Origin of the sequence: Streptomyces sp. NPDC050161, from assembly GCF_044460025.1 — a bacterium.
GTDB lineage: Bacteria > Actinomycetota > Actinomycetes > Streptomycetales > Streptomycetaceae > Streptomyces.
In genome coordinates, this window is sequence record NZ_JBITJM010000021.1 from 70,408 (window position 1) to 92,475 (window position 22,068).

Below are 22,068 nucleotides of genomic sequence, written 5' to 3' on the forward strand. Positions count from 1 at the left end.
CGGGGGTCACTGCCGGCGGAGCGCAGTCCCTCGGTCGAAGAGGGGGCATCGATGACTTCACCGACGGGAGCGCCGTCGGCCAGGCCCGTTCGTGAGCTGCTGGGCCGGGAGCCCGACTACGGCTTCGGCGGTGACAACGTCAGCACCGCGACCGGCAACTACACCAAACACGTGACGGACCTGGCCTTCCCGGGCACGCTGCTCGGGCTGCTGGACTGGTCCCGCAGATACAACTCGCTCGGCACGTCCGACGGTCCGTTAGGCCGCGGCTGGACCACGTCGCTCAGCAACCGCCTGGAGGAGCAGCAGGGCGGGAACGTCGAGCTCCACAGCGGGGACGGGCGGGTGCTGCTCTTCACCCGCCGGCCGGATGGCGGCTACCGGCGCCCGCAGGACCTGGAGGCGGACCTCACCCAGGACGACGAGGACGGTTGGACGCTGCGCGCCAGCAGCGGCGCCCGCTGGCTCTTCGACGGAGACGGGCGGCTGACCGCCCGGGAGCGGGAGGGACAGCGCGTCACCCTCGCCTACGGCGGCGAGGGCCGGCTGCAGCGCGTCACGCATTTCCTCGGCCGCAGCCTGTCGTTCTCCTACGACGGTGCCGGGCGAATGACCAGGGCCGAGGCCGACGACGGGCGCGCGGTGACGTACGACCACGACGGCGACGGCAGGCTGACCGCCGCCACCGGTCCGGCAGCAGGCGCCACCACGCGTTACGCCTACGCCGAGAACGGCAGGCTGAGCCAGGAGACGGACCCCGACGGCACCGTGGCCGTGACCAACGTCTACGACGACGAGGACCGGGTGATCCGCCAGGAGCACCCGGCGGGCAGCAAGACGATGTTCGCCTACGACGCGGGTGTCACCACGGTCACCACCGAGCCCTCCGGCGCCCGCAGCACCCACCGCAGCGACGCCCAGGGCCGGCTGGTCGAGCTGACCGACCCGCTCGAGCAGACTGCCACCTTCGGCTACGACGAGAACGGCAGATTCGTCGCCGGCACCTCCCCGGCCGGCACGGACGTCACGCAGCGCTTCGACGACCGCGGCAACCTGACCCGGTCCACCGCCGCCGGCGAGACCACGACGTACAGCTACGACAACCGTGACCGCCTCACCGGCGTGACGGATGCGGAAGGCACGACGACCCGCTACGCGTACACCGGTGACAGCCACGTGCCGTCCCGTATCACGGAGCCTGGCGACGCCGTCACCGAGCGGACGATCGAGAACGGTCTCGTCACCGTCTCGACCGACCCGGACGAGCACACCACCCGCTACCACTACGGCGAGCGCGGCGAGCTCACCTCCGTCACCCACCCCGACGAGAAGGTCACCCGCTACGGCCACGACCGGGCGGGCAACGTCACCGAGGCGACCTTGCCCAGCGGAAGTCCACTGCGCTGGACCTACGACGCCGGAGGCCGCAACACCTCGTACACGGGACCGCTCGGCGAGGAGAGCCGCCAGGAGTGGTCGCCGGGCGGTCGGCTGCTGCGGCAGACCGATCCGGCCGGCGGGGAGACGACATTCGGCTACGACGACGCCGGCCGTCAGACATCCGTCACCGACGTCATGGGCAGCACCACCACGCACGAGTACGACGCCGACGGGAACCTGGTCAAGACCACCGACCCGGAGGGAGGCGTCACCACATACGCCCACGACACCCTCGGCCAGGTCGTCCGCACCACCGACCCGGTCGGCATCGATACCCACTACCGCTACGACGCGGACGGCAACGCCGCGGAGACGGAGGACCCGAACGGCATCACCCGCACCGGTTACGACGCCGCCGGCCGGGTCAAGTCCGTCACCACCCCGGAGGGCGGCACCACCCGCTACGGCTACGACCGGGCCGGGCGCCCCACCGGCGTCACCGACGCCGAGGGCGGCCGGTGGAAGGTCGAGCACGACGCGTCCGGCAATCCGGTGCGCGTCCTCGACCCGACCGGCTCGCTGGCCAGGCAGCACTGGACGCAGAGTGGCTATCTCGACGAACTCGTCGACCCCGCCGGTGAGTCGGCGAAGATCCGGCGGGACCGCCGCGGCCAGGTGGTGGAAGTCGAGGACCGCCAGGGCGGCATCACCCGTACCGCCTACGACGCCGACGGCCGCCCCCTCGCCGTCACCACCCCGGCGGGACTGACCACACGCAGCGAGTACGACGCTTCCGGCCGACTCATCTCGCGCACCGACCCGCGCGGCTGGGTGACCCGCTTCGAGTACGACAAACTCGGCCGGAAGACTGCGGAGACCAGCCCGTCGGGGATCACCATCCGCTACCGGTACGACAAAGCCGGTCGGCTGACGGCCGTCATCAACGGCGAGGGCAACCAGTCCCAGTACGGCTACGACCGTGCCGGCCGGCTGATCTCGGTCACCGACGAGAAGGGCGCCGTCACCCGCTACGAACACGACAAGGCAGGCCGGGTCACCGCCGTGACCGACCCGCTCGGGCGCACCACCCGCCGGGCGTACGACCGCGCCGGCAACCTGAGCAAGGTCACTGACCCGGACGGCAACTCCGAGTACTACAGCTACGACAAGGACGGCCGGCTCACCCGCTGGCGAGCGGACGATGGCACCGAGGTGACCTACGCCTACGACAAGGCCGGACGCCGTACCAGCATGACCGATGCCACCGGCACCACCCGCTTCGACCACGACAAGGTCGGTAACCTCACCCGCATCACCGAGCCCGACGGCAGCGTGATCAAAGCCGGCTACAGCAAGGCGGGTCACCTGTCGCAGCTGGGCTACCCGGACGGCCTGCAGGTCGACTACCGCCACAACCCCAACGGCCGGCTCATCGCCATGAAGGACTCGAAGGCCGGCAGCGCGCAGTACGCACTCGACCCGGACGGTCGGCTGCTCACCGAGCAGCTCCCGGAGCGGACGGCGCGCCGGTACGCCTACGACCAGGACCGGCTGCGGCAGTACGAGGTCTTCCAGGACGGCAGGCCGGTGACCCGTACCGACCTCACCCGCGACCCGGACGGCCGGATCCTCACCCAACGCGACACCGGCCCGGTCACGAGCACGTTCCGCTCCTTCCGCTACGACCGGCTCGGACAACTGGCCGCCGCCCGCCGCTGGGACATGACCCCGTGGCCCTGGCAGCCCCGCCACGGCCATGGTGACGGCCACCCGGAGCCCACCGTCCACCAGCCGAACGAGACCCACGGCCCGTGGACGGAAAACCCCGGCGGGGCCCTCGACTTCACCTACGACGCGGTCGGCAACCGCACGGTGATGTGCCACGGCGACAGCGAGACGCACTACCGCTACGACGACGCGGACCAACTGCTCTCATCCAGCTCGCACGGCCTGCACACCCGCTACGAGTACGACTCCTCCGGCAGACTCACCGAGATCCGTACCGGTGACTGCCGCAAGCGCATCACGTACGACGGCTTCGGACGGCCGGTCAAGGCGGTCACCGACGACGGGGCTCCGCAGGAGGAGACCGCGGCCACCTACAACGGCGACGGGCTGCTCACCCGACTGGTGCTCACCCACACCGACCGGCGACGCGACGAGGTGCGCTCGGCGTCGGTGCGCTACTGGTGGAGCCCGGAGCGGATACCGCAGATCCTCAGCCAGCGCGCCGACCCGGAGCTGGCCGACACCGAACGCGGGCACCCGAGCCCGTTCAACGCGGACTTCAGCTACGGATACGGCCGCACGTTCGCCACCTGGCGGGGCGGCAGCGAGAACTTCCACCGGGACATCCACGGCTCGACGATCCGTACGCCCCGCACGCGCGCCTGGGCGCAGGCCGAGAGCTACGGGCTCTTCGGGGAGCCCGGTGGGGACGGTCATGGCCACCCGGGGTGCTGCGGCCGGTCGCATTGGCAGCACGGCGACCACGGTCACGGACAGGGTGACACCCACCATCACGACCATCGCGACCACGACCGTTGCGATCACCAGGACCACTGCGACTGCGGGCGCTCCCGGCTGCCCGCGCCGAAGCTCCCGCGCTTCGGCTACCGCGGCGAGCAGGCCCTCGGCGGCACCCTCAACCTCCGGGCCCGGCTGTACTACACCGGCCTCGGCCGCTACACCTCCCGCGACCCGGTCACCAGCGAGAAGGCCGGCCCGGGAGGTGCGGAGAACCCGTACGTCTACACCCGCAACGACCCGCTGAACCGCACCGACCCGCGCGGGCTGCTCTCCAGCCCCGGGGCGGCACTCCAGATGAGTGCCTGGGCGACGCAGTCCGGCGGCACGGCGGCGGAGAGCGCGGTCGCCCAACGGCGGCAGAGCTCGCGTCGGCAGGTCTACGGATTCGTCAACCAGCTCGCGGCCGGCCCCGGCATCAACTGGCGTGAACCCCACGACAAGGCCCAGCACGTTGCCGCCGCGGCGTTGCGCACCCAGGTGGCAGGCGGCACCATCCGCGAGACGGTCTACCTCCCCGGCGGCAGCTACAAGCGAGCGGCGGATCGGTACCCGGCCAACCCCAACCCCAGCAAGAACGCCGGCGAGATCGACATTCTGCACGAGAACACGAGCACCAAGACCGCGAAGATCTGGGACGTCAAGGCGGTGGGGCAGGCGCCCACGGCCAAAGCCCAAGTGCTCCACTACAGCAAACGATTCGAGCAGTGGAAGACGGCGCAGGGCGAATCCGGCTGGAAGGCGGGGCCCGGCCAGGCCATGACCGGGGTGTACCCCGTGCCCGGATCGAACAACGTGGTCTTTTCCCCCAACGGGAATCAGGACGGCCTGATCGTGTATCAGGACAAGGGCAAACCCAGGGATCCGACACCGCACCCCGTGCCGGTACCGCAGCCGGAGAGGCAGCCGCAGGAGAAGCCCCGGCCCTGGTGGGATCCGCGGGGCTGGGAGCCGCCATGGGAGTGGGACGTGCCCTGGAAAGGCATCCTCGAGGGCACTCTCGCAGTGCTGGGCGCAGCCGCCCTCGTCACGCTCGCGGTCGTCCTGCTCCCGGCGGAGGTCCTCGTCGGCGCAGCCGCGGCCCTCGTTGCGGGCATCGTGGCCGTCCTGGGGCTGGCGGGCACCGCCAACGCCTCCGGGTGACGTCCGGACGACTGTCCAGAATGCTGACCGCCGTCCGGCGTTAGCCTCGCGCCATGACGCTCACCACGCAGCAGCTGCCCGGCGGCCTGCCGCCGGGCCGGCTGATCGTTCCCGACCCGCAGTACGCCTGGCCCGGTACGGAAATCCCGGCGGACCCGGTGCTGTGGGTCTCCGATGAGCCCCTGCCGGCGGCGGAGGCCGGGCACCGCTGGGGCGAGCTGTACGGGCGCCGCCGCGAGAGCGGCCTGTGGCCGCTGCTGCTCGGCGCGCTGCCCGACGCCGACGGGGAGCCGCTGAGACCCTGGCACAACGGCCAGTTGCACTCCACCTCGTCCGCCGAGTTGGACGAGGCGGACCTCGCCCAACTCGGCGCCGACGGCTGGGAGGAACTGCGCCAGTACGCGCAGCTGCCGTATCCGACGTGGCCGGGGATGGCCCCGGCAGCACGGCCGGCGGACGACCCCGACGCACGTGCCCTGGCACTGACCGGCAGTGCCGATGGCGTCAGGGCGCTGTTCTCCGGCGCCGGCCGGGGCCCGTACCTCGGCCTCACCGACGCCACGGACGGCGCCTGTGCGATCCTGGCCTGCGGCTGGCAGCCGGAGATCGGCCCCGACGCCGTCGCGGGGATGGTACGCACTTGGGACCAGCGCTTCGGCGCACGTCTGTGCGCCCTCGAATCCCAGTCCCTCGGCCTGTCGGTCGCCTGGCCCCCACGCACCCCGGACCACGCCCGTCAAGTCGCCGCGGAGCACCTCGCCTTCTGCCCGGATCTGACGGAGGCCGTCGACTTCGACACGTACGCGGCAGCCCTTGTCGACGCCCCGGTCTGGGCACTTGGGTGGCTCTGAGCCCGGAGAACTGTCCGCAATACAGTTTCGAACGTCCGGCCCGGCACCCGCACCGCTCGTTGGGAGCCGTCATGCACCATCCCGTACCGCTCACTTTCGTCCGGCTGACGGCCCGGTGGACCGGTCCGCGACCAAGTGCGGCGGGCAGCCGGTGCGGCAATAAGAGGTCGTTTCCTCCCATTGTTTTATCCCGGTATCGGCTATTTGGTCTGGGGTATCGGGTAGCGCCAGGAGATGGTGCTCCCGCCGGTGAGGCGGCGGGCCATGAGGTTGGTCATGGAGAGGTGGATCTTGGCGGCGGAGCGGGCCCGGGAGGGTTTCGTAGTCGCGGGCCCGCCGGCGGTGGAGCATCAGCCAGCCGTAGGTCCGCTCGACCGCCCAGCGTTGCGGGATCGGGGTGAATCCCCTGGTCCCGGGGTGCGACTGGTGATCTCCATGTCGATGCCGAGGGTGCCTGCGCACTCGCCGCGGTGACCAGCACCGCGAGCAGGAGACCGGTCGTGTCGATGGCGAGGCTCCGCTTCCGGCCGACGATCTTCTTCCCGGCGTCGGTGCCCTGGCTGGACGCAGGGACGCTGGTGGAGGTCTTGACGCTCTGTGCGTCGATCACGCAGGCCGACGGGCTCGCGTTCCGTCCTTCCTTCTGCCGCACCCGTTCCCTGAGCAGGCCGTTGAGCCGGGTGAACACGCCCTCTTTCTGTCATTTGGCGAAGTAGCCGTAGACGGTCTCCCAGGGTGGGAAGTCGTGCGGCAGGTAGCGCCATTGCACCCCGGTGTGGTTCACGTACAAGATTGCGTCCAGGATCTCGCGCAAGTCGTGCTCGGGCGGCCGGCCGAAGTTCAGGGCCCGGCCACGGCGCTCGAAGCGCCAGGCCGCCAGAACCGGCTCGACCAACTGCCAGCGTGCATCGGACAGATCGCTCGGATACGCACGCCGATTGTCCATGACATGGACGTACTGTCGGCAGGTGAGTGCGCCCAGGCGTGCGTTCTGCTCCGTGGAAGCACAGGCCCGAATCAGACGTCCTGGAATGAGACAGGCACAAGCTGCCTCCAGCCTCAGCCGTCACCCCACTCAGTTCACAAGACTCCGATCAACTCAGCAGGCACTTCGGCATCACACCCGCACACGAAAGAAAAAGCATCCATAACTGGGCACTAAAGGTTAGGGCGACCTCTAAGGATCCGGTGGATTCCCGGTTTCGCTAACCGGGGTCCACTGCTCTACGGGCTGGTCCACGCGGCCAGGTACCTTCCAGGCCGCTTCCAGCTACTTACCCAGCTCACGTTCTATTCGAGGCTGTTGACACGCGCATCGCCGTCAAGCACCGGGGCAGCCGGCACCGGACGGCGACTATCCGATGGTCCAGGCCGACAAGGAAGACGTCGAAAGCTGCATGGGTCTTCGGAACGCCATGAGAATGCCCGCTGAGCATGCTGCCGCACCGGGAAACTACAAGATCCCCGACAGAGTCAAGCTCAGGGGCTGTGTGGCGGCGGCCGACGGGGACGCCCGGTCGGGCGGCGGCGCATCGAGCCCGAGCCCGAGGAATGATGCTGCTCTTCCGTCGTCCGGAACAACTCCGCCGGATGCGGGAGCGGCCGGAGCCCATCCCGGCCGGCGTGGGGGAGATCCTGCGCCACAGTCGGCTCATCCCCGTCGGCGCGTTCTCTCGTGTCGCCACCGCGGACACGGTGCTGAGCGGGGGCACCGTCGCGGCCGGCGAGACCGTCGTACCGATGACGGACTGGGCCGACCGCGACCCCACCATGTTCGCCAACGTCGACATCCTCGGTATCGGTCGCGAACATGACACGCCGCGCCTCGGATTCGGCCCCCACTACTGCACCGGAGCGCACATCGCCCGGTTGCAGCTCCACATCGGTCTGGCCGCGCTGCTCGCGCGCTTCCCCGCTCTGCGGCTGGCGGTGCCGGAGGACGATCTCCCTTGGGCCGACAAGCCGGCGATCCGCAGTCCGACGAGTCTGCCGGTGGCCTGGTGGGCTGGCACAGCAAGCCCACGCTGCTGCCCTCCTACGTTCCACAGACGGCAGAGGCTTGTACAGGTGAACCGACACGGGCGTACCAGGGGCTGGTAGCCGCGATGAACACCCAAGACGTGAATGCCGTTTCCGCTCTCCTGGCAGAAGACGTCAACTACCGGGAAATTGCCCTGGCCTGGGACATGCACAACCGTGAGGAATGCCGGAGGCGAGCGGCTGCCTGGTTCGACAACATCGAGTCCCGATTCGAAATCCGCGAATCGTTCGAGTCAGGGAATCGCGTGTGTTCCCGCTGGATCTTCGTCGGCCGTGTCAAGCCCTCGGCCCCCGGTCTCATCGGCGCCGACGCCGCCGGCCGGGAATTCCGGCTCGACGGAGTCAGTACGTACGCAGTCGATCAGCAGGTCTCATCATCGAAGTCATCATCGAAGTATGGGATTTATGGAACTTGACGACATTGCTCGGCAAGTTTCACTACTCCTGTGCGAATTTATCAAAACCACGGTAGGCCGGAGCTGACGTCTGGAGATCCTCGGAGGCAGAACTGGTGCCCGGTGCCTGGCTTCTTTCTTCCTCGGGTCAGCCCGGGGTGGGGGTGATGTTGTGGTTCAGGCGGAACAGGTTGCCGGGATCCCAGCGGGCCTTGGCCTTGGCCAGGGGCGTTTGGGTGTCTGCGTCGTAGGCTGCGGCCACCTCGTCCGCCCCGGTGTCTGCGAGGTAGTTGACGTAGGAGCCGACGAGGTCCGGTTCGATCTGTTCCATGAGGTTCCGGACCCATGCGATGTTTCGTTCGTCGTCTGCGGAGTCGCTCCAGGCTCCGGCGATGTTGATCAGATAGCCCGCCTGCCGGTGGGACACCGTCGTCTCCTCCCGCTGAGCACTTGCGACGGCGCCGCCCATCTGGTGGATCAAGAGCTGGGATCGAGCGGACGGGGTCTGCGCGGCGTGAGTGGTGAGGGCGTGGATCAGCCGGGGTGTGAGGGTCTTGGTATAGGCGGACTTCCAGTAGTTCCGCAGGCCGGGGGGCGAACCGGCGTCCAGGAGGGATTGCAGGGCGGGGTAGGGCATGCGGTGTATGAGGTCCACCGCCGGTGGACCGAACCGACGGAGTTTCGCGGCGAGTTGGTCCTGTTCGGCTTCCGCGCCCAGGGCGCAGAGGCCCACCAGCACGGACGGCCGGTTCCACAGTTCCGGAGGAATGGGCGGTAGAGCGGGTGTGGTGGCGACGGCGGTGATCGTGGTGATGCCGTCGGGCGCGGTACGGCAGAAGCGGTCGTAGAATTCGAGAACTTCGTGCATGCGCTCGATCGGGTGGAGGAGATACCCGCCGAGGACGTCGTGTACGGGATGCAGGCGGTAGGCGAGTTCGGTGACGACGCCGAAGTTCCCGCCGCCTCCGCGTAGGGCGCGGAAGAGTTCGGGATGGCGCGTGGGGCTTGCGGTGACCAGGCCGTCACGAGCGGTGGCGACGGTGGCGTGCAGCAGGTTGTCGCAGGCCAGGCCGTATGCCCGCATCAGCCAGCCGACACCGCCGCCGAGGGTGAGGCCCGCGATGCCGGTTGTGGAGATCATGCCTCCGGTCGTGGCAAGCCCGAGGGCACCGGTGGCCTTGTCGAACTGGCCCCAGGTGGTGCCGCCTTGGGCACGGGCGACACGCGCAGATGAGTCAACGTGGACTGCGTTCAGTCGGCCCAGGTCGAGCACGAGGCCGCCGTCGCAGGTGGAGGTTCCGGCAACGTTGTGGCCGCCCCCGCGGACGGCGAGGGCGAGGCCGTGGTCGGAAGCCAGTCGGATGCCCGCTTGGACGGCTGAGACCGTCCGAGGCCGGGCAATGAGCGCCGGCCGGCGGTCGACCATCCCATTCCAGACCCGGCGGGCCTTGTGGTAGCTCGGAGTACCGGGATGGACGACCTCCACGCCGCCACCGCGTTCGTACGCCTGGACGGCAGCTGCCAGTTCTGGGTCTTTCGCGGCGGGGTTCACGATGTGCTCCTTCGGGGACAGCCCGTCACATGGCGGTCCAGCCTCCGTCGATGACGAGGCCGTGTCCGAGGACGTGTGAGGCGCCGGGAGTGCACAGCCACAGCACTCCCGAGGCCACCTCGTCCGGGGAGGTGAAGCGCCCGGTGGGGGCAGTGTTCCGCAGCTGTTCCATGGCTTCGGGATCATTGTTGAGGGCCGTGTGCATCATGGCGGTCTCCACCGGGCCGGGGCAGACCGCATTGATGCGGATGCCGCTGGTGGCGTAGTCCAGTGCGGCGGCGCGGGTCAGGCCGAGCACGGCGTGCTTGGTCGCCACGTACGCCGCGCTGTTGCGCATGGCAACGTGGCTGAGGGTCGACGCCAGGTTGACGAGCGCGCCGTCCCCCTGCGTGAGCATGTAGGTGATCTCCGCCCTCATGGACAGCCACATCCCCTTGACGTTGACCGACCAGAGCCTCGCCCATGTGTGCTCCGTCAGATCCGCAGTCGCCGGCGACGCCTCGTTGACTCCCGCGCTGTTCACGGCACAGTCCAAACGGCCGAACAGCTCCGCCGTCCGCACTACTGCGTTGTTCGTTTGGTCCGGACTGGTGACATCACAGGTCTGGGCCACGGCACGACCGCCGACGGCATGGATATCAGCGACGGTGCGCTCGGCGGCAGCGTCGTCGATGTCCGCGATCGCCACCGCTGCGCCGGCCCGCGCGAAAGCCAGCGCGCAGGCCCGTCCGATGCCCGAGGCGCCCCCCGTGACCAGAGCGACCCGCCCGGCCAACTGCTGATGCCCGGCGGCCGGCCGATCACGCTCGGAGGGCAGGGCCGGCTTCCCACTCACGGGTTTGTCCCGGTCTGTCCTGTGGTGCAGTCCAGGATGAGGGTGTGGGGGCAGTCCAGATAGGGCTTCCAGTACGCCTCGCCGTGCAGGCGTAGTCCTTCCTCGGAGACGTGCGGTTGGATCCATCGCAGACGGGTGAAGCCCGCGTCGTGAGCGGCCTCTTCCTGGACATCGCGTGACCAGCGGTAGGCGATGACGGAGAAGGTTCGTTCGGGGACGGTGACGGTCAGGCGGAGCGGTGCACCCTCGGGGACTGTCCTGCTGCCGCTCGGTTCGGCGCGGACCAGGTCGAAGTCGTAGTCGCTGTAGTAGCCGGGCTGGGTGGCCGCCTCCGGATTGAGCGCGTAGGTCACGAACCGACCGCCGGTGGCCGGCAGGGCACGGCGCGCAGTGCGGAACAGTCCGTGCAATTGGTTGACGGTCGGAGCGTACGGAGAAACGTATACCCCGGCGACCAGGTCGAAAGCGCCGTCGAGGTCGGCGTCGGGCCCCTCCAGGGGGTTGGTGATGTCCCGGGCCAGATATTCGACACCGATCCGTTCCTCGGCTTCCCTGGCACGCGCGTACGCCAGCATCCCTTCAGAAATGTCCACCCCCACGACGCGTTCGGCTCCCCATTTGCGAAGCCTGCGGCTGTACACGCCGCTGCCACACCCCAAGTCCAGCACCGCCAGTCCGCCAAGCTCGCCAACAGCTTCCATGTAGGAGGGGTATTCGAGGTGTTTGCGCACCGCCATGCTTGCCACGGTGCTCTCGTAGGGCCGGGCGAGGTCATCGAACTGGCTGCTCATGGTGATCTCCTTCACGCGGCGGCAGCAACGTCGGCCGAAAGCGCGCCGACTCGGCCGGCATTGCCAATCCGGTGGTGTACCGGATCAGGACCCTGCGTCCGTCCAGCGCCAGCCGGTAGGGAAGTCAGGACGCTGACCGACCCCGGCCGCCCGAGGGTCCTGGAAAGGAGCTGTCCGTGTAAGGCCACGGGCGCTCATGCGTGCGTCCTCCGGTATCTCTCACTCTCTCAGAGTTGCCCGACAAGGACAAAAGGTTCATGGTGGTAGGGGTGCAGTTTCAGTGCGTTGATTGGCTCTTGGCGCACACTGATCGCCGCTGCTGTCACCTTCACAAGCCCCCGGCATGACGCGCCGGAAACGCATTCGCCAAAGACTTTTCCCCTCAGCCAGAGAGAGCGGCTACTGAACAGCTAAGCGGATCGCCGAATCTCACACATGGTCAAGACCTCTCGCCACGCTGCCACAGCCGGTGAGGCGGAGAGCGAGAATGAAAGCGCTCATCAAATCCAGTCCCCACAAGGGCTTGGAACTTGCCGAAGTCCCCGTGCCCCGGGTGGAGCGCGACGACGTACTCATCCGGGTACTGCGCACGGGAATCTGCGGAACCGATCTGCACATCCACGACTGGAACCCCTGGGCCGCTCGCACCCTCTCCCTTCCGCGCATCATCGGCCACGAGTTCGTCGGCAAGATCGCGGAGACCGGAACCGCGGTCAGAGGGCTTTCCCCCGGGCAGCTCGTCAGCGCTGAGGGGCACCTCACCTGCGGCGACTGTGTGCACTGCCGACGCGGCGACAGGCACCTGTGCCTCAACGCGCAGGGGCTGGGAGTGCACCGTGACGGGGCATTCGCCGAATACGTAGTTCTGCCTGCTGCGAATGTCTGGCAGCACCAATCCGGCATACCGCTTGATGTAGCCGCCGTGTTCGATGCTTTCGGGAACGCGGTGCACGCCGCAGAGACCTTCGACGTATGTCATCGCGCTGTGCTGGTCACGGGGGCCGGCCCGATCGGCGCGATGGCAGCCGCCGTTGCCGTACACCGGGGAGCACGCCTTGTGGCCGTCACGGACATCAACCCGTTCCGCCTCCGCCTGGCACGCGGCGCCGGGGTGCACCGGACGATCGAGGCAGGCCCCGGCGCGGTCGCCCAGGCCGTGAAGGAGCTGGGACTCACCGGTGGCTTCGACATCGGCTTCGAGACGTCCGGCGCGCCGGACGGGCTGCGCGATGCGATCGCTTCCCTCACGCACGGCGGCCAACTCGCCATTCTCGGACTTCCCGACGGCTCCGTCCCCACCGACTGGTCCGACATCGCACTGCGCATGCTGACCATTCAAGGCGTCAGCGGACGGCGGGTCTTCGATACCTGGCACAGCATGTCGCGTCTGCTCGACGAAGGACTCGACCCGTCCTTCACCATCACCCACCACTTTCCGGCCGGTCAATACGACAAGGCATTTACCGCCGTGGAGGAAGGCACCGCCGGCAAGGTACTGCTGGACTGGGGAGCGCGGTCATGACCAACGCGAGGGCCGCACCGTCCGGCAACTTTGAGGTGCGCATTCACACGGCCATTGACGACATCGGCTCCGAGTGGGACGACCTGATGGTCGTCGCACGGGCTCCGGTCTTCTACCGTCGCCCTTTTCTCCGTGCTTTCGAGAAATATCCGCTGCATGCCGTCCAGCGCACCGCCTACATTCTGGTCCACGACAGTTCGGGTGCCGCAGTGGCCGCCCTCCCTGCCTATCTCCAGCGCGGCGTGGACCCCATGAGGGTGGTCACTGACCACTTCCCCTCTGCTCAAGGCCAGTTGGCGCTGTTCAGCCACGTGTGGCATTGCTATGACACGGTGCTCCCGGTGGCCCCGGGCAGGGAAGACGCGGCCCGGGTCGCCCTGGAAGCCCTGCGATGGGTCGCGACCGACTGGGGCGCCCGGCTGTACGGCCTGGCAAATGTGGACGCGGCGGGCCCCCTGGACCCGCTGCTCGCCCACGCGGGGCTGAACTGCGCCGACATCGACATCGGCTGGGGTCTCAGTCTTCCGGAACTCAACGGATACGAGCACTACCTGGCCGCGCTGCGCGGCAAACCGCGCCGAAACCTCCGTCGGGATCTACGAGCCGCGGACCGGGCCGGGGTCACGGCAGACTGGGAACATCCTCGGGACGCCGATCTCGACGGCTTCGTGGCCCTCGCCCGCGCAACCGCCGCCAAATTTGACAACTCCGACTATTACCAGCCCGGCCTCTTCCAGGACTTCGTCCTCAGCCTCGGCGGCGACGCCCACTGCCTGGAACTGCGCCTCGGCAACCAGCTGATCAGCTCCGGGCTGGCCCTCACCGACGACACCCGCTTCCACTTCTGGGCCTGCGGCTTCGCACCCACGGACGGCTTCAGCGGCTTCTACCTCGCCTTCGACCAGATGATGCGCCGCGCTTTCGCGTCAGGCAGCCAATGGATCGAACTCGGCCGCCGCAACCCCGTATTCAAACGCCGCTACGGACTGACCCCCCGCACCCTGCGGGCCTGGATCGCCAAGACATGACGTCCGGCCCAAGTCCGTACGGATCTCTTGCAATGTGAGCGGAGGCACGGCACCCGCTTCCGGCAGCGCTCTGTGCGCTCGACGTCGAGGTGCAGGGTGGTGGCTGTGTGGTGCCAGCCGGTGGAGCGCCGGGTGGTGATCAGGAGCCGGCCTGATGGGATGCGGTCGAGGAGGGAGCGGATGTCGTCGAGGCGGTCGACGTTGTCCAGGACGATCAGCCAGCCCTCGTGCACCACAAACCACTGCAACACCCGCTCGACGAGGGCGTCTTCGGGGAGTCCAGCCAGGGTGGGCTGGAGCGCGCGGGCCAGTTCGGCAAGTCCCAGGCCGTGCACGGCTTGGGCCACGACATCCTCCGGAGGTGTAGAGGCACTGTCGAGAGGGTCGAGCTGTTCGGTCCGGCCGACGAACCCCTTCGCGCGAGGGACGTTGCTCAGGCGGGTCTGCGCCGCCAGGCCAGCGACGGGGCCGTACGCTTCCGGTGGTAGGGCGACGCCGTGCTCGATGCGCTGCGCGACGGAGTTGATGCCAGCGGCGTTCGCGCCTCTTCATGCCTCCACCCGGAACGTGGGGGCGGCATCCGTTTTGCGGTGGCGGCCGAACAGTGGCATCAGGAACCTCGGTGTGCGGTGGTGCCCTCGATGTCCCGCCTACTGCGTTGGACCCGCCGCTCGCCGAAATCCTCCCGCCCATCTGCGGCGTGACAGGGGGGAGGCGCTGTCGCGGGCCGAGGCGTTGCGGATGCTTCCGCCGGCAGCGTTCGAGCCGCCCTGCGCAGCCACTGGCGGGGCAGGCTCCGTCGCAGGGGGGCGGACCATCGCGTAACACTGAGACCGCCAGCGAGACCAGCCCCGCCACCGACCCTGCCACGCTGGAGACTTGGCCAACTGTGTCCAGATCCCCGACCACCGCCAGCACCGTTCGGCCGTGTGCGGCGGAGCGCTGTGGGGTGCCGGGGCCGGCACGGCGGTTGGCTTTCTCTGTGCCGGCCCCGGGGCTGTGCTGACGTTCCTGGGCTGTGGGAGGTCAGGTCTTGTAGCGGGCGGCGGCGAAGTTGAGGTGGTTCGTCGTCGCTCCGCCCACCAGGACGATTCTGTTCGCTGCCTGGAGGGTGACAGCACGGCCGCCGTCGCCCAGGCCGGCGAAGTCGGTGCGGACGGCTCCGCCGACGCCGAAGGTGGTGTCGGGCGTCCCATTGGTGTTGAGCCGGTAGACCGCGAAGTCGCCTGCCACCGGGTCGGCGAAGCTCGTCAGGCCCGTGGTCTCACCGATGAACCCCCCTGCGACGATCTTCCCATCGCTCTGGAGGGCCAGGCCGCGCACCCCGTCGCCGAGCACCGTGGGGTTGATCTGCGTCTTGCCCGCGGTGCCGAAGGTGGTGTCGAGGCTGCCGGCTGAGTCGTAGCGCGTCCAGCCGGCCTTGACGTCTCCGCTGATCCCGACAGGGTCGGTGGAGTCGGTGTCCCCGCCGAGGACGATCTTGCCGTCACTCTGCACGGCCAGGGCGAACGCCAGGTCGTTGAGCCCGTTGAAGTCCGTGCGCACGATCCCGGAGCTGCCGAACGTGGTGTCCAGGCTCCCGTCTGCGTTGAACCGTGCGAGGAGGAAGTCGTCCTGGGTGAGCGTGGTCGTGTCGAACCCGGCGACCAGGAACTTGCCGGTACTCAGCAGGGCCAGGGCGAAAAGGTGGCCCGCGTTGCCGAGGGACACGGCCTCCTTGCCCGCGCCGCCCGCGAAGGTGGTGTCCAGGCTTCCGTCGGGGTTGAGCCGGATCAGCCCGGCGTCGGCGCCGGCCGCTCCGACACCGAGGATCTTGCCGTCGGGCTGGATGACCATCCCGCGGATGGCGTCTCCTGTTGGTCCGCTGATGTCGTAGACGGCCACGCCGCCGGATCCGAAGCCGGCGTCCAGGGTGCCGTCGGGGTTGAGGCGGGCCACCGCGATGTCGCCGGTCGGTTCGGAGTTGGTGAGGCCGCCCACCACGATCTTTCCGTCGCTCTGGACGGCGACGGCACGGGCGACGTCCTCCGACCCGCTCAGGGCGAGGACGACTTTGCCACCGGTCCCGAAGGTGGTGTCCAGGCCGCCGTTGCGCCGGAGCCGGGCCACTCCGAAGTCTCCGGTGCTGACATCACCGACCCGGCCCGCCAGTACGAGTTTCTCGTCGGTCTGGACCGCGACCGCGTTGGCGATGGAGATCGCGCCGAAGTCGATGCTGACCTTGCCACTTGTCCCGAAGGACGGGTCCAAGTCACCTGCAGTCATGGTGTACCTCACGAAGGGTCATGGATAGGGGTCTCACAGCAGAACTCCTCCTGTCGTGTCAGGCCGCTCTTGCGTGCGCATCGGCCGCTCATCGCTGTGTCGCCGCGTCGCTGCACACACGCGGTTCCGGGCTTGTGAAATGCCCGTGGTGATGATCCCGGTGTGGTGCGGGTGCCGTCGTTGTCTGTCCGGGCTGCATGGGCCCGAATGCACTGCGTGGGCGACCGGTCATGCGGATATGCCCGCACAAGAGATCGCCAATCACACAATCACTCTGCAAACTGCCGCAAACGTTGCTCAGTTGCCCGCGGCACAGGCTGAGACGCACGCGCAGCAGTGCCGGGCAGCGGAACTCACCGGCTGGTCCCGGGAATCATGCGGCCCCGTACGGCTCGCCGCGAAGACCGGACTGCCCGGCTTCCCCAACGCCGACCGCGCCCTGCCCGAGCACCCCACGGTGAGCCGGACGGGACCGGCGTCCACGTCGAAGCCCTCCGCGACAGCTACTTCGCCGTCAGCGCCCCGGTCTCGGACGGCTTCCCCAAGGCCGCGTGGAGGCTCGGCGGAACGTGGGACGAGGACCGCGCGTACTGGCGTTTTCACGACCGCGTGTACCTGGATGTAGCGGCCCTGCTGCGCGACCACTATGGCACCGTCGGCGACATGCTCGACGGCACCGCATACCTGGGGTGAACGGGACGCCCCTCCTGGGCCTCCCGTTCACAGCATTGCAACGGAGTCTCGCACTCGTCGGTCTTGCCTCCCGGGGCAACCCAGTATCCGGTGCCCGCGTGGTGGACCATTCGTGGGCGGCGGTGATCTCGCCGGTCCAGGGCCAGTGCTGGACGAGGCGGAGAAGCCTGCGTCGGCCGGTGGTGACGATTTGGGCGGCTGCGGAGAACAGGCGGAATCGCAGGCGGCGGGGTTCCCAGAGTCGGGCCTTGCCAGTGAGGGCGAAGGTGTCGATCAGGCGGGAGATGGTCGGGTCGGAGGCGACCGGGCCGAAGACGGCCGGTTCGCATCGTGGAGGCGGCTGGTCACCCTCGCCGGAGGAGTTGCGTGAGCGCCGACAAGTGTGACAGCAGACAACGATCAGGTCCTCCTCCACTCGACGAGGCGCCCTCTTCGGCGGCGCCCGCTACCGCAGTCGCGTTCCCTGACCAGGACACCAAGCTGTAGGAGGTGGGCAGCTTCGAGGGCTTGTCAGAGGGCGGTGCTGTGCAGGACCTGTCCACTCAGGCCCCCGGTGGCTGGGGCCGTCGTGGAGGTCTCCGACCTCACCGCCCCGGATTTCCGCGCCCAACTCCTCACCGCCACCTGCTCCGCCGACCTCTACGGCGACGGTACAGAGGCCAAGGTTCTCGACCACGACGCGTGGAAGAAGTCCCGCGCGACGTGGTTCCCGGTGAGCCTGATCGCGGGCCGGTGGTCCGAGCACCATGGACCCCTGGCCCGGAGGGAGTTCCACCACGTGCGCCCCGGGGCGCACACGCCCACGCGGAGAAGGCCGCCCCGTTACCGGACGTACCGGGGCGGCCTTCGGCGTGCGTCCCCTACAGCTCTTGGGCGGTGGCGCGGGCCTGGGCCAGTGCGGTGAGCAGGGTGGCCGGTGCGTGGGCGTCGCCGACGCGGTGGACGGGCAGGCCGTGGCGGTGCAGTGGTTCGGCCAGGTCGTCGCTGGGGATGCGGGCGGTGGACCAGACGACCTGGCCGACGTCGTCGATGGTGGCAGGTTCACCGGTGAAGAGGTTCTCGTAGTGCAGCGTCGTGCCGTCCAGGCCGGTCGCGGCGGCGCCGGTGACCACCTCGACGCGGGCGGCGGACAGCCGACGGTGAACCCCGAGCCTGCTGGTGTACGGCACCGTCTCGGCCGGTGCGAGGCGGGGGGTGAGCAGGACGGTGCGCGGGTGGCGGGAGGCGAGCAGTTCGGCCAGCGCGCAGACGGCGGCGCCGTCGTCCTCGCCGAGGATGACGGCGGTGCCCGATGCGGGCCCGGCGGGTGTGGTGAGGTAGTCGTTGATTCCGGTCCCGGTCCCGGGCAGAGCGGTGGGTGGCTTCATTTGCGCACCGGTGGCCAGGATGACCGCGTCCGGGGCGGTCGCGAGGACGTCCGCCTCACCGGCCGGTGTGCCCAGGACGAACTCGACCCCGGCCCGTCGCGCCGCTTCCTCCTGGGAGGCGACCAGTCGGCCGAGGTCGCCCCTGCCGGGGAGTTGGGACTCCGCGCGGGTACGGCCGCCGAGCCGGGGGCCGGCCAGCAGCGTCACCCGGTGGCCCCGGTCCGCGGCCGTGCGGGCGGCTTCGAGGCCCGCGACGCCGCCGCCGACCACCGTCACCCGCCGCGCGGACGCCGCCGCGACCGGGGCCGCTTCCTTCGCGGTCAGGCCGAACCCCGGGTTGACCGGGCAGGCGGCCGGACGCCCTGCGTGCACCTCGCCCCAGCAGGCGTTGCAGTACACGCAGGGCCGGATCTGCTCCTCCTGCCCTGCCCGTGCCTTGCGCGGCAGGTCCGGGTCGGCGACCAGGGCCCGGCCGAGCGCGACCAGATCGGCGGCGCCGGACCGGAGCGTCGTCTCGGCCTCGGCTGCGGACCGTACGCGGCCGACGGCGACCACCGGCACCCCGCCGGCCGCCGCCCGCACCTCCCGCTGAAGGTCGAGATACGGGGTGGGCGGGTAGTGCATGTCGGGGACGTGGTCGCCGAAGCTGGGGGCGATGGTGCCCTGCGCGAAGCAGACGTAGTCCACCGGCGCGCCCGCCTGGACGCGGGTGAACAGCGCGGCGGCGTCCGCGGGCCGCAGCCCGCCGCGTACGCCCTCGTCGCCCGGCATCTTCAGGCCGACCACGAAGTCAGGACCGGTGGCCGCCCTGATGGCCTCGATGACCTCGCGCAGAAAGCGGGTGCGTCCCGTCACGTCGCCGCCGTACGCGTCCTCGCGGTGGTTCGACCACGGCGAGAGGAAGAGCGACAGCAAGTGGCCGTGGGCGGCGTGCAGTTCGACGCCGGAGAAGCCGCGCGCGGCGAGCATCGCGGCGGAGTGCGCGAACGCATCGGTGAGCATGGCGATGTCACCGTGCGACATGACCCGCGGCATGGTGCCGCTGTAGAAGTCGGGGAGCGCGGAGGGGCCCATCGGCCGGGCGTCGCCCGTGGTCCACAGCTGGCTGCGGCCCAGGTGGTACAGCTGCCCGATCATCCGGCAGTCCTCGCGCTCGACCGCATCCGCGATCCGCGCGAAGCCGTCCCACCCGGCCGGGTCGTAGGTGACCAGCGCGAACGGCTTGGGCTCCGACGTCGGGTGGACCGCCAGCGCCTCCGACACCACCATCCCCGCGCCACCGGCGGCCATGCGGGCGTACGCGGCGACGGTGCGCTCCGTCGGGCGGTTTCCGGCGCCGATGCCGGTGATCATCGCCGGGAAGGCGATGCGGTTCTTCACCTCCCGGCGGCCCAGCGGCATCGGTGTGAACAGCCGCTCGTAGCGCTCGGCCGGTGCGCCACTCATGCGTCCCACTCCAGCCACAGCTCCTGGGGGCCGCGGAAGCAGATGTTCTGCGGGTAGTCGACGTCCGCGTCGGCCAGCCGCAGGCTCGGCGCCCGCTGGCCCAGCAGCTCCAGCATCACCCCGATCTCCATCCTGGCCAGCGGCGCCCCGAAGCAGTAGTGGATGCCGCGGCCGAAGGTGAGGTGATGGCGGGCCGCCTCGCGGCGGATGTCGAACGCCTCGGGGTCGTCGAACGCCTGCGGATCGTGGTTGGCCGAACCGATCTGCAGCAGCAGCTTCGCCCCGGCCGGTACCTCGACACCGCCGATGTCGACCGGCCGCGTCGTCTGCCGGCGCCAGGTGAACAGACTGGGGTCGTACCGCAGCGCCTCCTCGACGGCCCCCGGCACCAGCGACGGGTCCGCGCACAGCGCCTCCCACTGGGGGCGGTCGCCGAGCAGCCGCAGCAGCGCGCTGGTCGCCACGTTGGTGGTCGTCTCGTGGCCGGCGAAGCTGATCGCGTGGATCACGTTGGTGATCTCGTCGACGGTGAGCGCCTCCGGGTCGTCCAGGTGGATGCGGACGAGGTCGCTGGTGAAGTCGTCGCGGGGCTCGGCCAGCCGCCGGTGGACGAAGTCGACGCAGTACTTCCAGTACCGCACCATGAAAGCGGCGACGTCCGTCTGCTGCTCGGCCGTGGCGCGGCCCCAGGTGAACACCATCCGCTCGGCGGCGAGTTCCTTGAGCATCACGGTGTCTTCGGCAGGGAAGCCGATCAGCGCGAAGACCACCGACGCGGGCAGCGGGTAGGTCAGCTCGGTCACCGCGTCGAAGCGCGGGCGGCGCAGCATCCGCGTGATCAGTTCGTCCGCGCGGGCCCGTACCGTCGGCGCCAGCACCTCAAGGCGCCGCGCCGAGAAGACCTTCAGGCAGTGGGACCTGACGCGGCTGTGCTTGGGTTCGGGGCCGTTGGACATGGTGGGGCTGGTGCCGAAGCCGTCGGCGAGGAGGGCGCGGGCCTCTTCGCTCAGCGGGAAGACCGGTTCCTGGGTGTTCGCGCCGCAGAACGTCCGGTGGTCCTTCATGATCCGCTCGATGTCGGCGTGCCGGGTGACCACCCACATGTTCAGCTCGGGGTGGTGGAACACCGGCGTCTGCGCGCGGATCTCGGCGAGCTGCGGATACGGGTCGGCCAGGAAGGCGGGGGCGAGCGGGTCGTAGTCCGCGTGCACGGGGCAGCTCATCGGCCGGCCTCCTCGACCGCGGCGCGCAGCGCGACGCCGACGCGCGACATGTGCGGCTCCGCGCAGTCGAACAGGGTGCTCGCCTCGGCGTCGATCTTCTCGATCTCGACGCGGTCCTGGTCCATGGCGCCCAGGGCCTTCGCGTACGGCGAGTCCGGGTCGACCACGTTCTCGCGGCGCGTGCCCTCGCCGACGGCCAGGACGTGCAGCCGTCCCCGGAGACCGCCGGCCGGGCGGTAGGCGAACATCGCGCCGAGGTTGGCCTGGTACACCGCGATCCGGTGGCGCAGCACCTGCGGGTCCACGCTCCCCAGGCCGGGCTGGGCGGCGAGGAAGTCCACCAGGATGTCGGTGCGTTGCTCATCGGGCGCCGCGGCTATCCGTTCCAGCGGCAGTTCGACGGGGTGGCCCAGCAGCCGCTCGATGATGAATCCGTAGTCGTGCAGCGCGCGGGTCTGCAGCGACTCCGCCTCGGGGAGTTCCTGCCAGGCTCGCGCGAACGTCGGCATCAGGTGCAGGACGAGCGGCACCTGCTCGCCCGCGGCCTCCAGTTGCCTGGCGGCCTCGAAGGCGGGCAGGCCGCCCATGCAGTTGCCGGCGAGGTGGTAGGGGCCGTGCGGCTGGACGCGCCGGATTTCCTCGATGCCGCGCGCGGCGATCTCCTCGACCGTGGTGGTCGGTGCCTGGTCGCCGTCCAGGCCGGGCGACTGGCAGGCGTAGACGCCCCAGGGGGCGGGGATGTGCGGCAGGTAGCCGCTCATGTAGCCGACGCTGCCCTCCGTCGCGGGGAAGAAGAACAGGCGGGGGCTGCCCTCGCGCAACACCTTGAGGTGGGAGCCGGTCAGCTCCAGCAGGCGGGCCTCGGCGTTCTTCTCGGCGAGCAGCCGCAGCAGCGCGAGCCGCTTGGTGTCGGACAGGCCGCTGACCCTGTTGGCGAGATCGGTCATGGGAACTCCTGGGGGAGGGTGCGTTCCGAAAGGGGAGGTGGGGGCTTGCCGTTGGGGGCGTGGG

Annotated in this window: 16 protein-coding genes and 2 pseudogenes; 7 read left to right on the forward strand and 11 right to left on the reverse strand. The window is 69.6% G+C overall.

Going from position 1 to position 22,068, the window contains the following annotated elements:
- The first annotated feature begins 51 nt into the window (after positions 1-51).
- Together ACIBK8_RS28370 and ACIBK8_RS28375 are read left to right on the forward strand one after the other, a co-directional pair.
- On the forward strand, positions 52-5,049 hold the full coding sequence (locus ACIBK8_RS28370; RefSeq protein ID WP_399044709.1) for a DUF6531 domain-containing protein: 4,998 nt from the start codon (positions 52-54) through the stop codon (positions 5,047-5,049).
- Positions 5,050-5,102: 53 nt separating this feature from the next.
- On the forward strand, positions 5,103-5,900 hold the full coding sequence (locus ACIBK8_RS28375; protein ID WP_399044710.1) for a DUF4253 domain-containing protein: 798 nt from the start codon (positions 5,103-5,105) through the stop codon (positions 5,898-5,900).
- Positions 5,901-6,100: 200 nt separating this feature from the next.
- Here ACIBK8_RS28375 and ACIBK8_RS28380 read toward each other — a convergent pair.
- Positions 6,101-6,846, reverse strand: a pseudogene (locus ACIBK8_RS28380) (IS5 family transposase).
- 608 nt (positions 6,847-7,454) lie between these two features.
- On the opposite strand from ACIBK8_RS28380, the gene ACIBK8_RS28385 reads away from it, so the two are divergent.
- Together ACIBK8_RS28385 and ACIBK8_RS28390 are read left to right on the forward strand one after the other, a co-directional pair.
- The gene (locus tag ACIBK8_RS28385; RefSeq protein WP_399044711.1) at positions 7,455-8,000 is read left to right on the forward strand and encodes a cytochrome P450; all 546 of its coding nucleotides are present in this window, start codon (positions 7,455-7,457) and stop codon (positions 7,998-8,000) included.
- Between the two features lie 5 nt (positions 8,001-8,005).
- Positions 8,006-8,356, forward strand: a complete 351-nt coding sequence (locus ACIBK8_RS28390; RefSeq protein ID WP_399044712.1) for a nuclear transport factor 2 family protein — start codon at positions 8,006-8,008, stop codon at positions 8,354-8,356.
- Positions 8,357-8,483: 127 nt separating this feature from the next.
- Here the strand turns inward: ACIBK8_RS28390 and ACIBK8_RS28395 are convergent, their stop codons facing one another.
- The 3 genes from ACIBK8_RS28395 to ACIBK8_RS28405 all read right to left on the reverse strand — a co-directional run bounded on the left by ACIBK8_RS28395 (position 8,484) and on the right by ACIBK8_RS28405 (position 11,528).
- Entirely contained in the window at positions 8,484-9,761 is a 1,278-nt protein-coding gene (locus ACIBK8_RS28395; protein WP_399044823.1) for an FAD-binding oxidoreductase, read from the reverse strand.
- 151 nt (positions 9,762-9,912) lie between these two features.
- Positions 9,913-10,722 carry a glucose 1-dehydrogenase gene (locus ACIBK8_RS28400; RefSeq protein ID WP_399044713.1) on the reverse strand — a complete coding sequence of 270 codons (810 nt, stop codon included), beginning with the start codon at positions 10,720-10,722 and terminating at the stop codon, positions 9,913-9,915.
- Positions 10,719-11,528 (reverse strand): class I SAM-dependent methyltransferase, encoded by an 810-nt coding sequence (locus ACIBK8_RS28405; RefSeq protein WP_399044714.1) that lies wholly within the window; start codon positions 11,526-11,528, stop codon positions 10,719-10,721. Before ACIBK8_RS28405 ends, ACIBK8_RS28400 begins: the two co-directional genes overlap by 4 nt.
- A gap of 472 nt (positions 11,529-12,000) precedes the next feature.
- Here ACIBK8_RS28405 and tdh point away from each other — a divergent pair, with 472 nt between their 5' ends.
- Both tdh and ACIBK8_RS28415 read left to right on the forward strand, forming a co-directional pair.
- The gene (tdh, locus tag ACIBK8_RS28410; RefSeq protein ID WP_399044716.1) at positions 12,001-13,035 is read left to right on the forward strand and encodes an L-threonine 3-dehydrogenase; all 1,035 of its coding nucleotides are present in this window, start codon (positions 12,001-12,003) and stop codon (positions 13,033-13,035) included.
- A complete protein-coding gene (locus ACIBK8_RS28415; RefSeq protein ID WP_399044718.1) occupies positions 13,032-14,063 on the forward strand; it encodes a GNAT family N-acetyltransferase in 1,032 nt (343 codons plus the stop codon). The genes tdh and ACIBK8_RS28415 overlap by 4 nt, the downstream gene beginning before the upstream one ends.
- Here ACIBK8_RS28415 and ACIBK8_RS28420 read toward each other — a convergent pair.
- Both ACIBK8_RS28420 and ACIBK8_RS28425 read right to left on the reverse strand, forming a co-directional pair.
- Positions 14,015-14,410, reverse strand: coding sequence for a hypothetical protein (locus ACIBK8_RS28420; RefSeq protein WP_399044720.1), 396 nt, complete (start codon positions 14,408-14,410; stop codon positions 14,015-14,017). The two genes, ACIBK8_RS28415 and ACIBK8_RS28420, sit on opposite strands and share 49 nt — an antisense overlap.
- Positions 14,411-15,089: 679 nt before the next feature.
- A complete protein-coding gene (locus ACIBK8_RS28425) occupies positions 15,090-16,340 on the reverse strand; it encodes a hypothetical protein (RefSeq protein WP_399044722.1) in 1,251 nt (416 codons plus the stop codon).
- A gap of 363 nt (positions 16,341-16,703) precedes the next feature.
- On the opposite strand from ACIBK8_RS28425, the gene ACIBK8_RS28430 reads away from it, so the two are divergent.
- Complete coding sequence (locus tag ACIBK8_RS28430; RefSeq protein WP_399044724.1) at positions 16,704-17,021, forward strand: hypothetical protein; 318 nt, start codon at positions 16,704-16,706, stop codon at positions 17,019-17,021.
- On the opposite strand, the gene ACIBK8_RS28435 is transcribed toward ACIBK8_RS28430, so the two are convergent.
- The 5 genes and pseudogenes from ACIBK8_RS28435 to ACIBK8_RS28455 all read right to left on the reverse strand — a co-directional run bounded on the left by ACIBK8_RS28435 (position 16,973) and on the right by ACIBK8_RS28455 (position 22,004).
- On the reverse strand, positions 16,973-17,131 hold the full coding sequence (locus tag ACIBK8_RS28435; RefSeq protein WP_399044726.1) for an NUDIX domain-containing protein: 159 nt from the start codon (positions 17,129-17,131) through the stop codon (positions 16,973-16,975). The two genes, ACIBK8_RS28430 and ACIBK8_RS28435, sit on opposite strands and share 49 nt — an antisense overlap.
- Positions 17,131-17,283, reverse strand: a pseudogene (locus ACIBK8_RS28440) (IS1380 family transposase); the annotation flags it as partial. The gene ACIBK8_RS28435 and the pseudogene ACIBK8_RS28440, both read right to left, overlap by 1 nt.
- A 598-nt stretch (positions 17,284-17,881) precedes the next feature.
- Positions 17,882-19,834 carry an FAD-dependent oxidoreductase gene (locus ACIBK8_RS28445; RefSeq protein WP_399044728.1) on the reverse strand — a complete coding sequence of 651 codons (1,953 nt, stop codon included), beginning with the start codon at positions 19,832-19,834 and terminating at the stop codon, positions 17,882-17,884.
- Positions 19,831-21,057: a cytochrome P450 gene (locus tag ACIBK8_RS28450; RefSeq protein ID WP_399044729.1), complete on the reverse strand. Its 1,227-nt coding sequence runs from the start codon at positions 21,055-21,057 to the stop codon at positions 19,831-19,833. Before ACIBK8_RS28450 ends, ACIBK8_RS28445 begins: the two co-directional genes overlap by 4 nt.
- On the reverse strand, positions 21,054-22,004 hold the full coding sequence (locus tag ACIBK8_RS28455; protein ID WP_399044731.1) for a thioesterase domain-containing protein: 951 nt from the start codon (positions 22,002-22,004) through the stop codon (positions 21,054-21,056). Before ACIBK8_RS28455 ends, ACIBK8_RS28450 begins: the two co-directional genes overlap by 4 nt.
- Positions 22,005-22,068: the final 64 nt, after the last annotated feature.

Coding starts and splice junctions, on each gene's coding strand:
- ACIBK8_RS28430 (WP_399044724.1), top strand. CDS start 16,704: ATGCGGCCCCGTACGGCTCGCCGCGAAGACCGGACTGCCCGGCTTCCC.
- ACIBK8_RS28395 (WP_399044823.1), bottom strand. CDS start 9,761: ATGGTCGACCGCCGGCCGGCGCTCATTGCCCGGCCTCGGACGGTCTCA.
- ACIBK8_RS28415 (WP_399044718.1), top strand. CDS start 13,032: ATGACCAACGCGAGGGCCGCACCGTCCGGCAACTTTGAGGTGCGCATT.
- ACIBK8_RS28445 (WP_399044728.1), bottom strand. CDS start 19,834: ATGAGTGGCGCACCGGCCGAGCGCTACGAGCGGCTGTTCACACCGATG.
- ACIBK8_RS28385 (WP_399044711.1), top strand. CDS start 7,455: ATGCTGCTCTTCCGTCGTCCGGAACAACTCCGCCGGATGCGGGAGCGG.
- ACIBK8_RS28450 (WP_399044729.1), bottom strand. CDS start 21,057: ATGAGCTGCCCCGTGCACGCGGACTACGACCCGCTCGCCCCCGCCTTC.
- ACIBK8_RS28455 (WP_399044731.1), bottom strand. CDS start 22,004: ATGACCGATCTCGCCAACAGGGTCAGCGGCCTGTCCGACACCAAGCGG.
- ACIBK8_RS28375 (WP_399044710.1), top strand. CDS start 5,103: ATGACGCTCACCACGCAGCAGCTGCCCGGCGGCCTGCCGCCGGGCCGG.
- tdh (WP_399044716.1), top strand. CDS start 12,001: ATGAAAGCGCTCATCAAATCCAGTCCCCACAAGGGCTTGGAACTTGCC.
- ACIBK8_RS28390 (WP_399044712.1), top strand. CDS start 8,006: ATGAACACCCAAGACGTGAATGCCGTTTCCGCTCTCCTGGCAGAAGAC.
- ACIBK8_RS28370 (WP_399044709.1), top strand. CDS start 52: ATGACTTCACCGACGGGAGCGCCGTCGGCCAGGCCCGTTCGTGAGCTG.
- ACIBK8_RS28435 (WP_399044726.1), bottom strand. CDS start 17,131: ATGGTCCACCACGCGGGCACCGGATACTGGGTTGCCCCGGGAGGCAAG.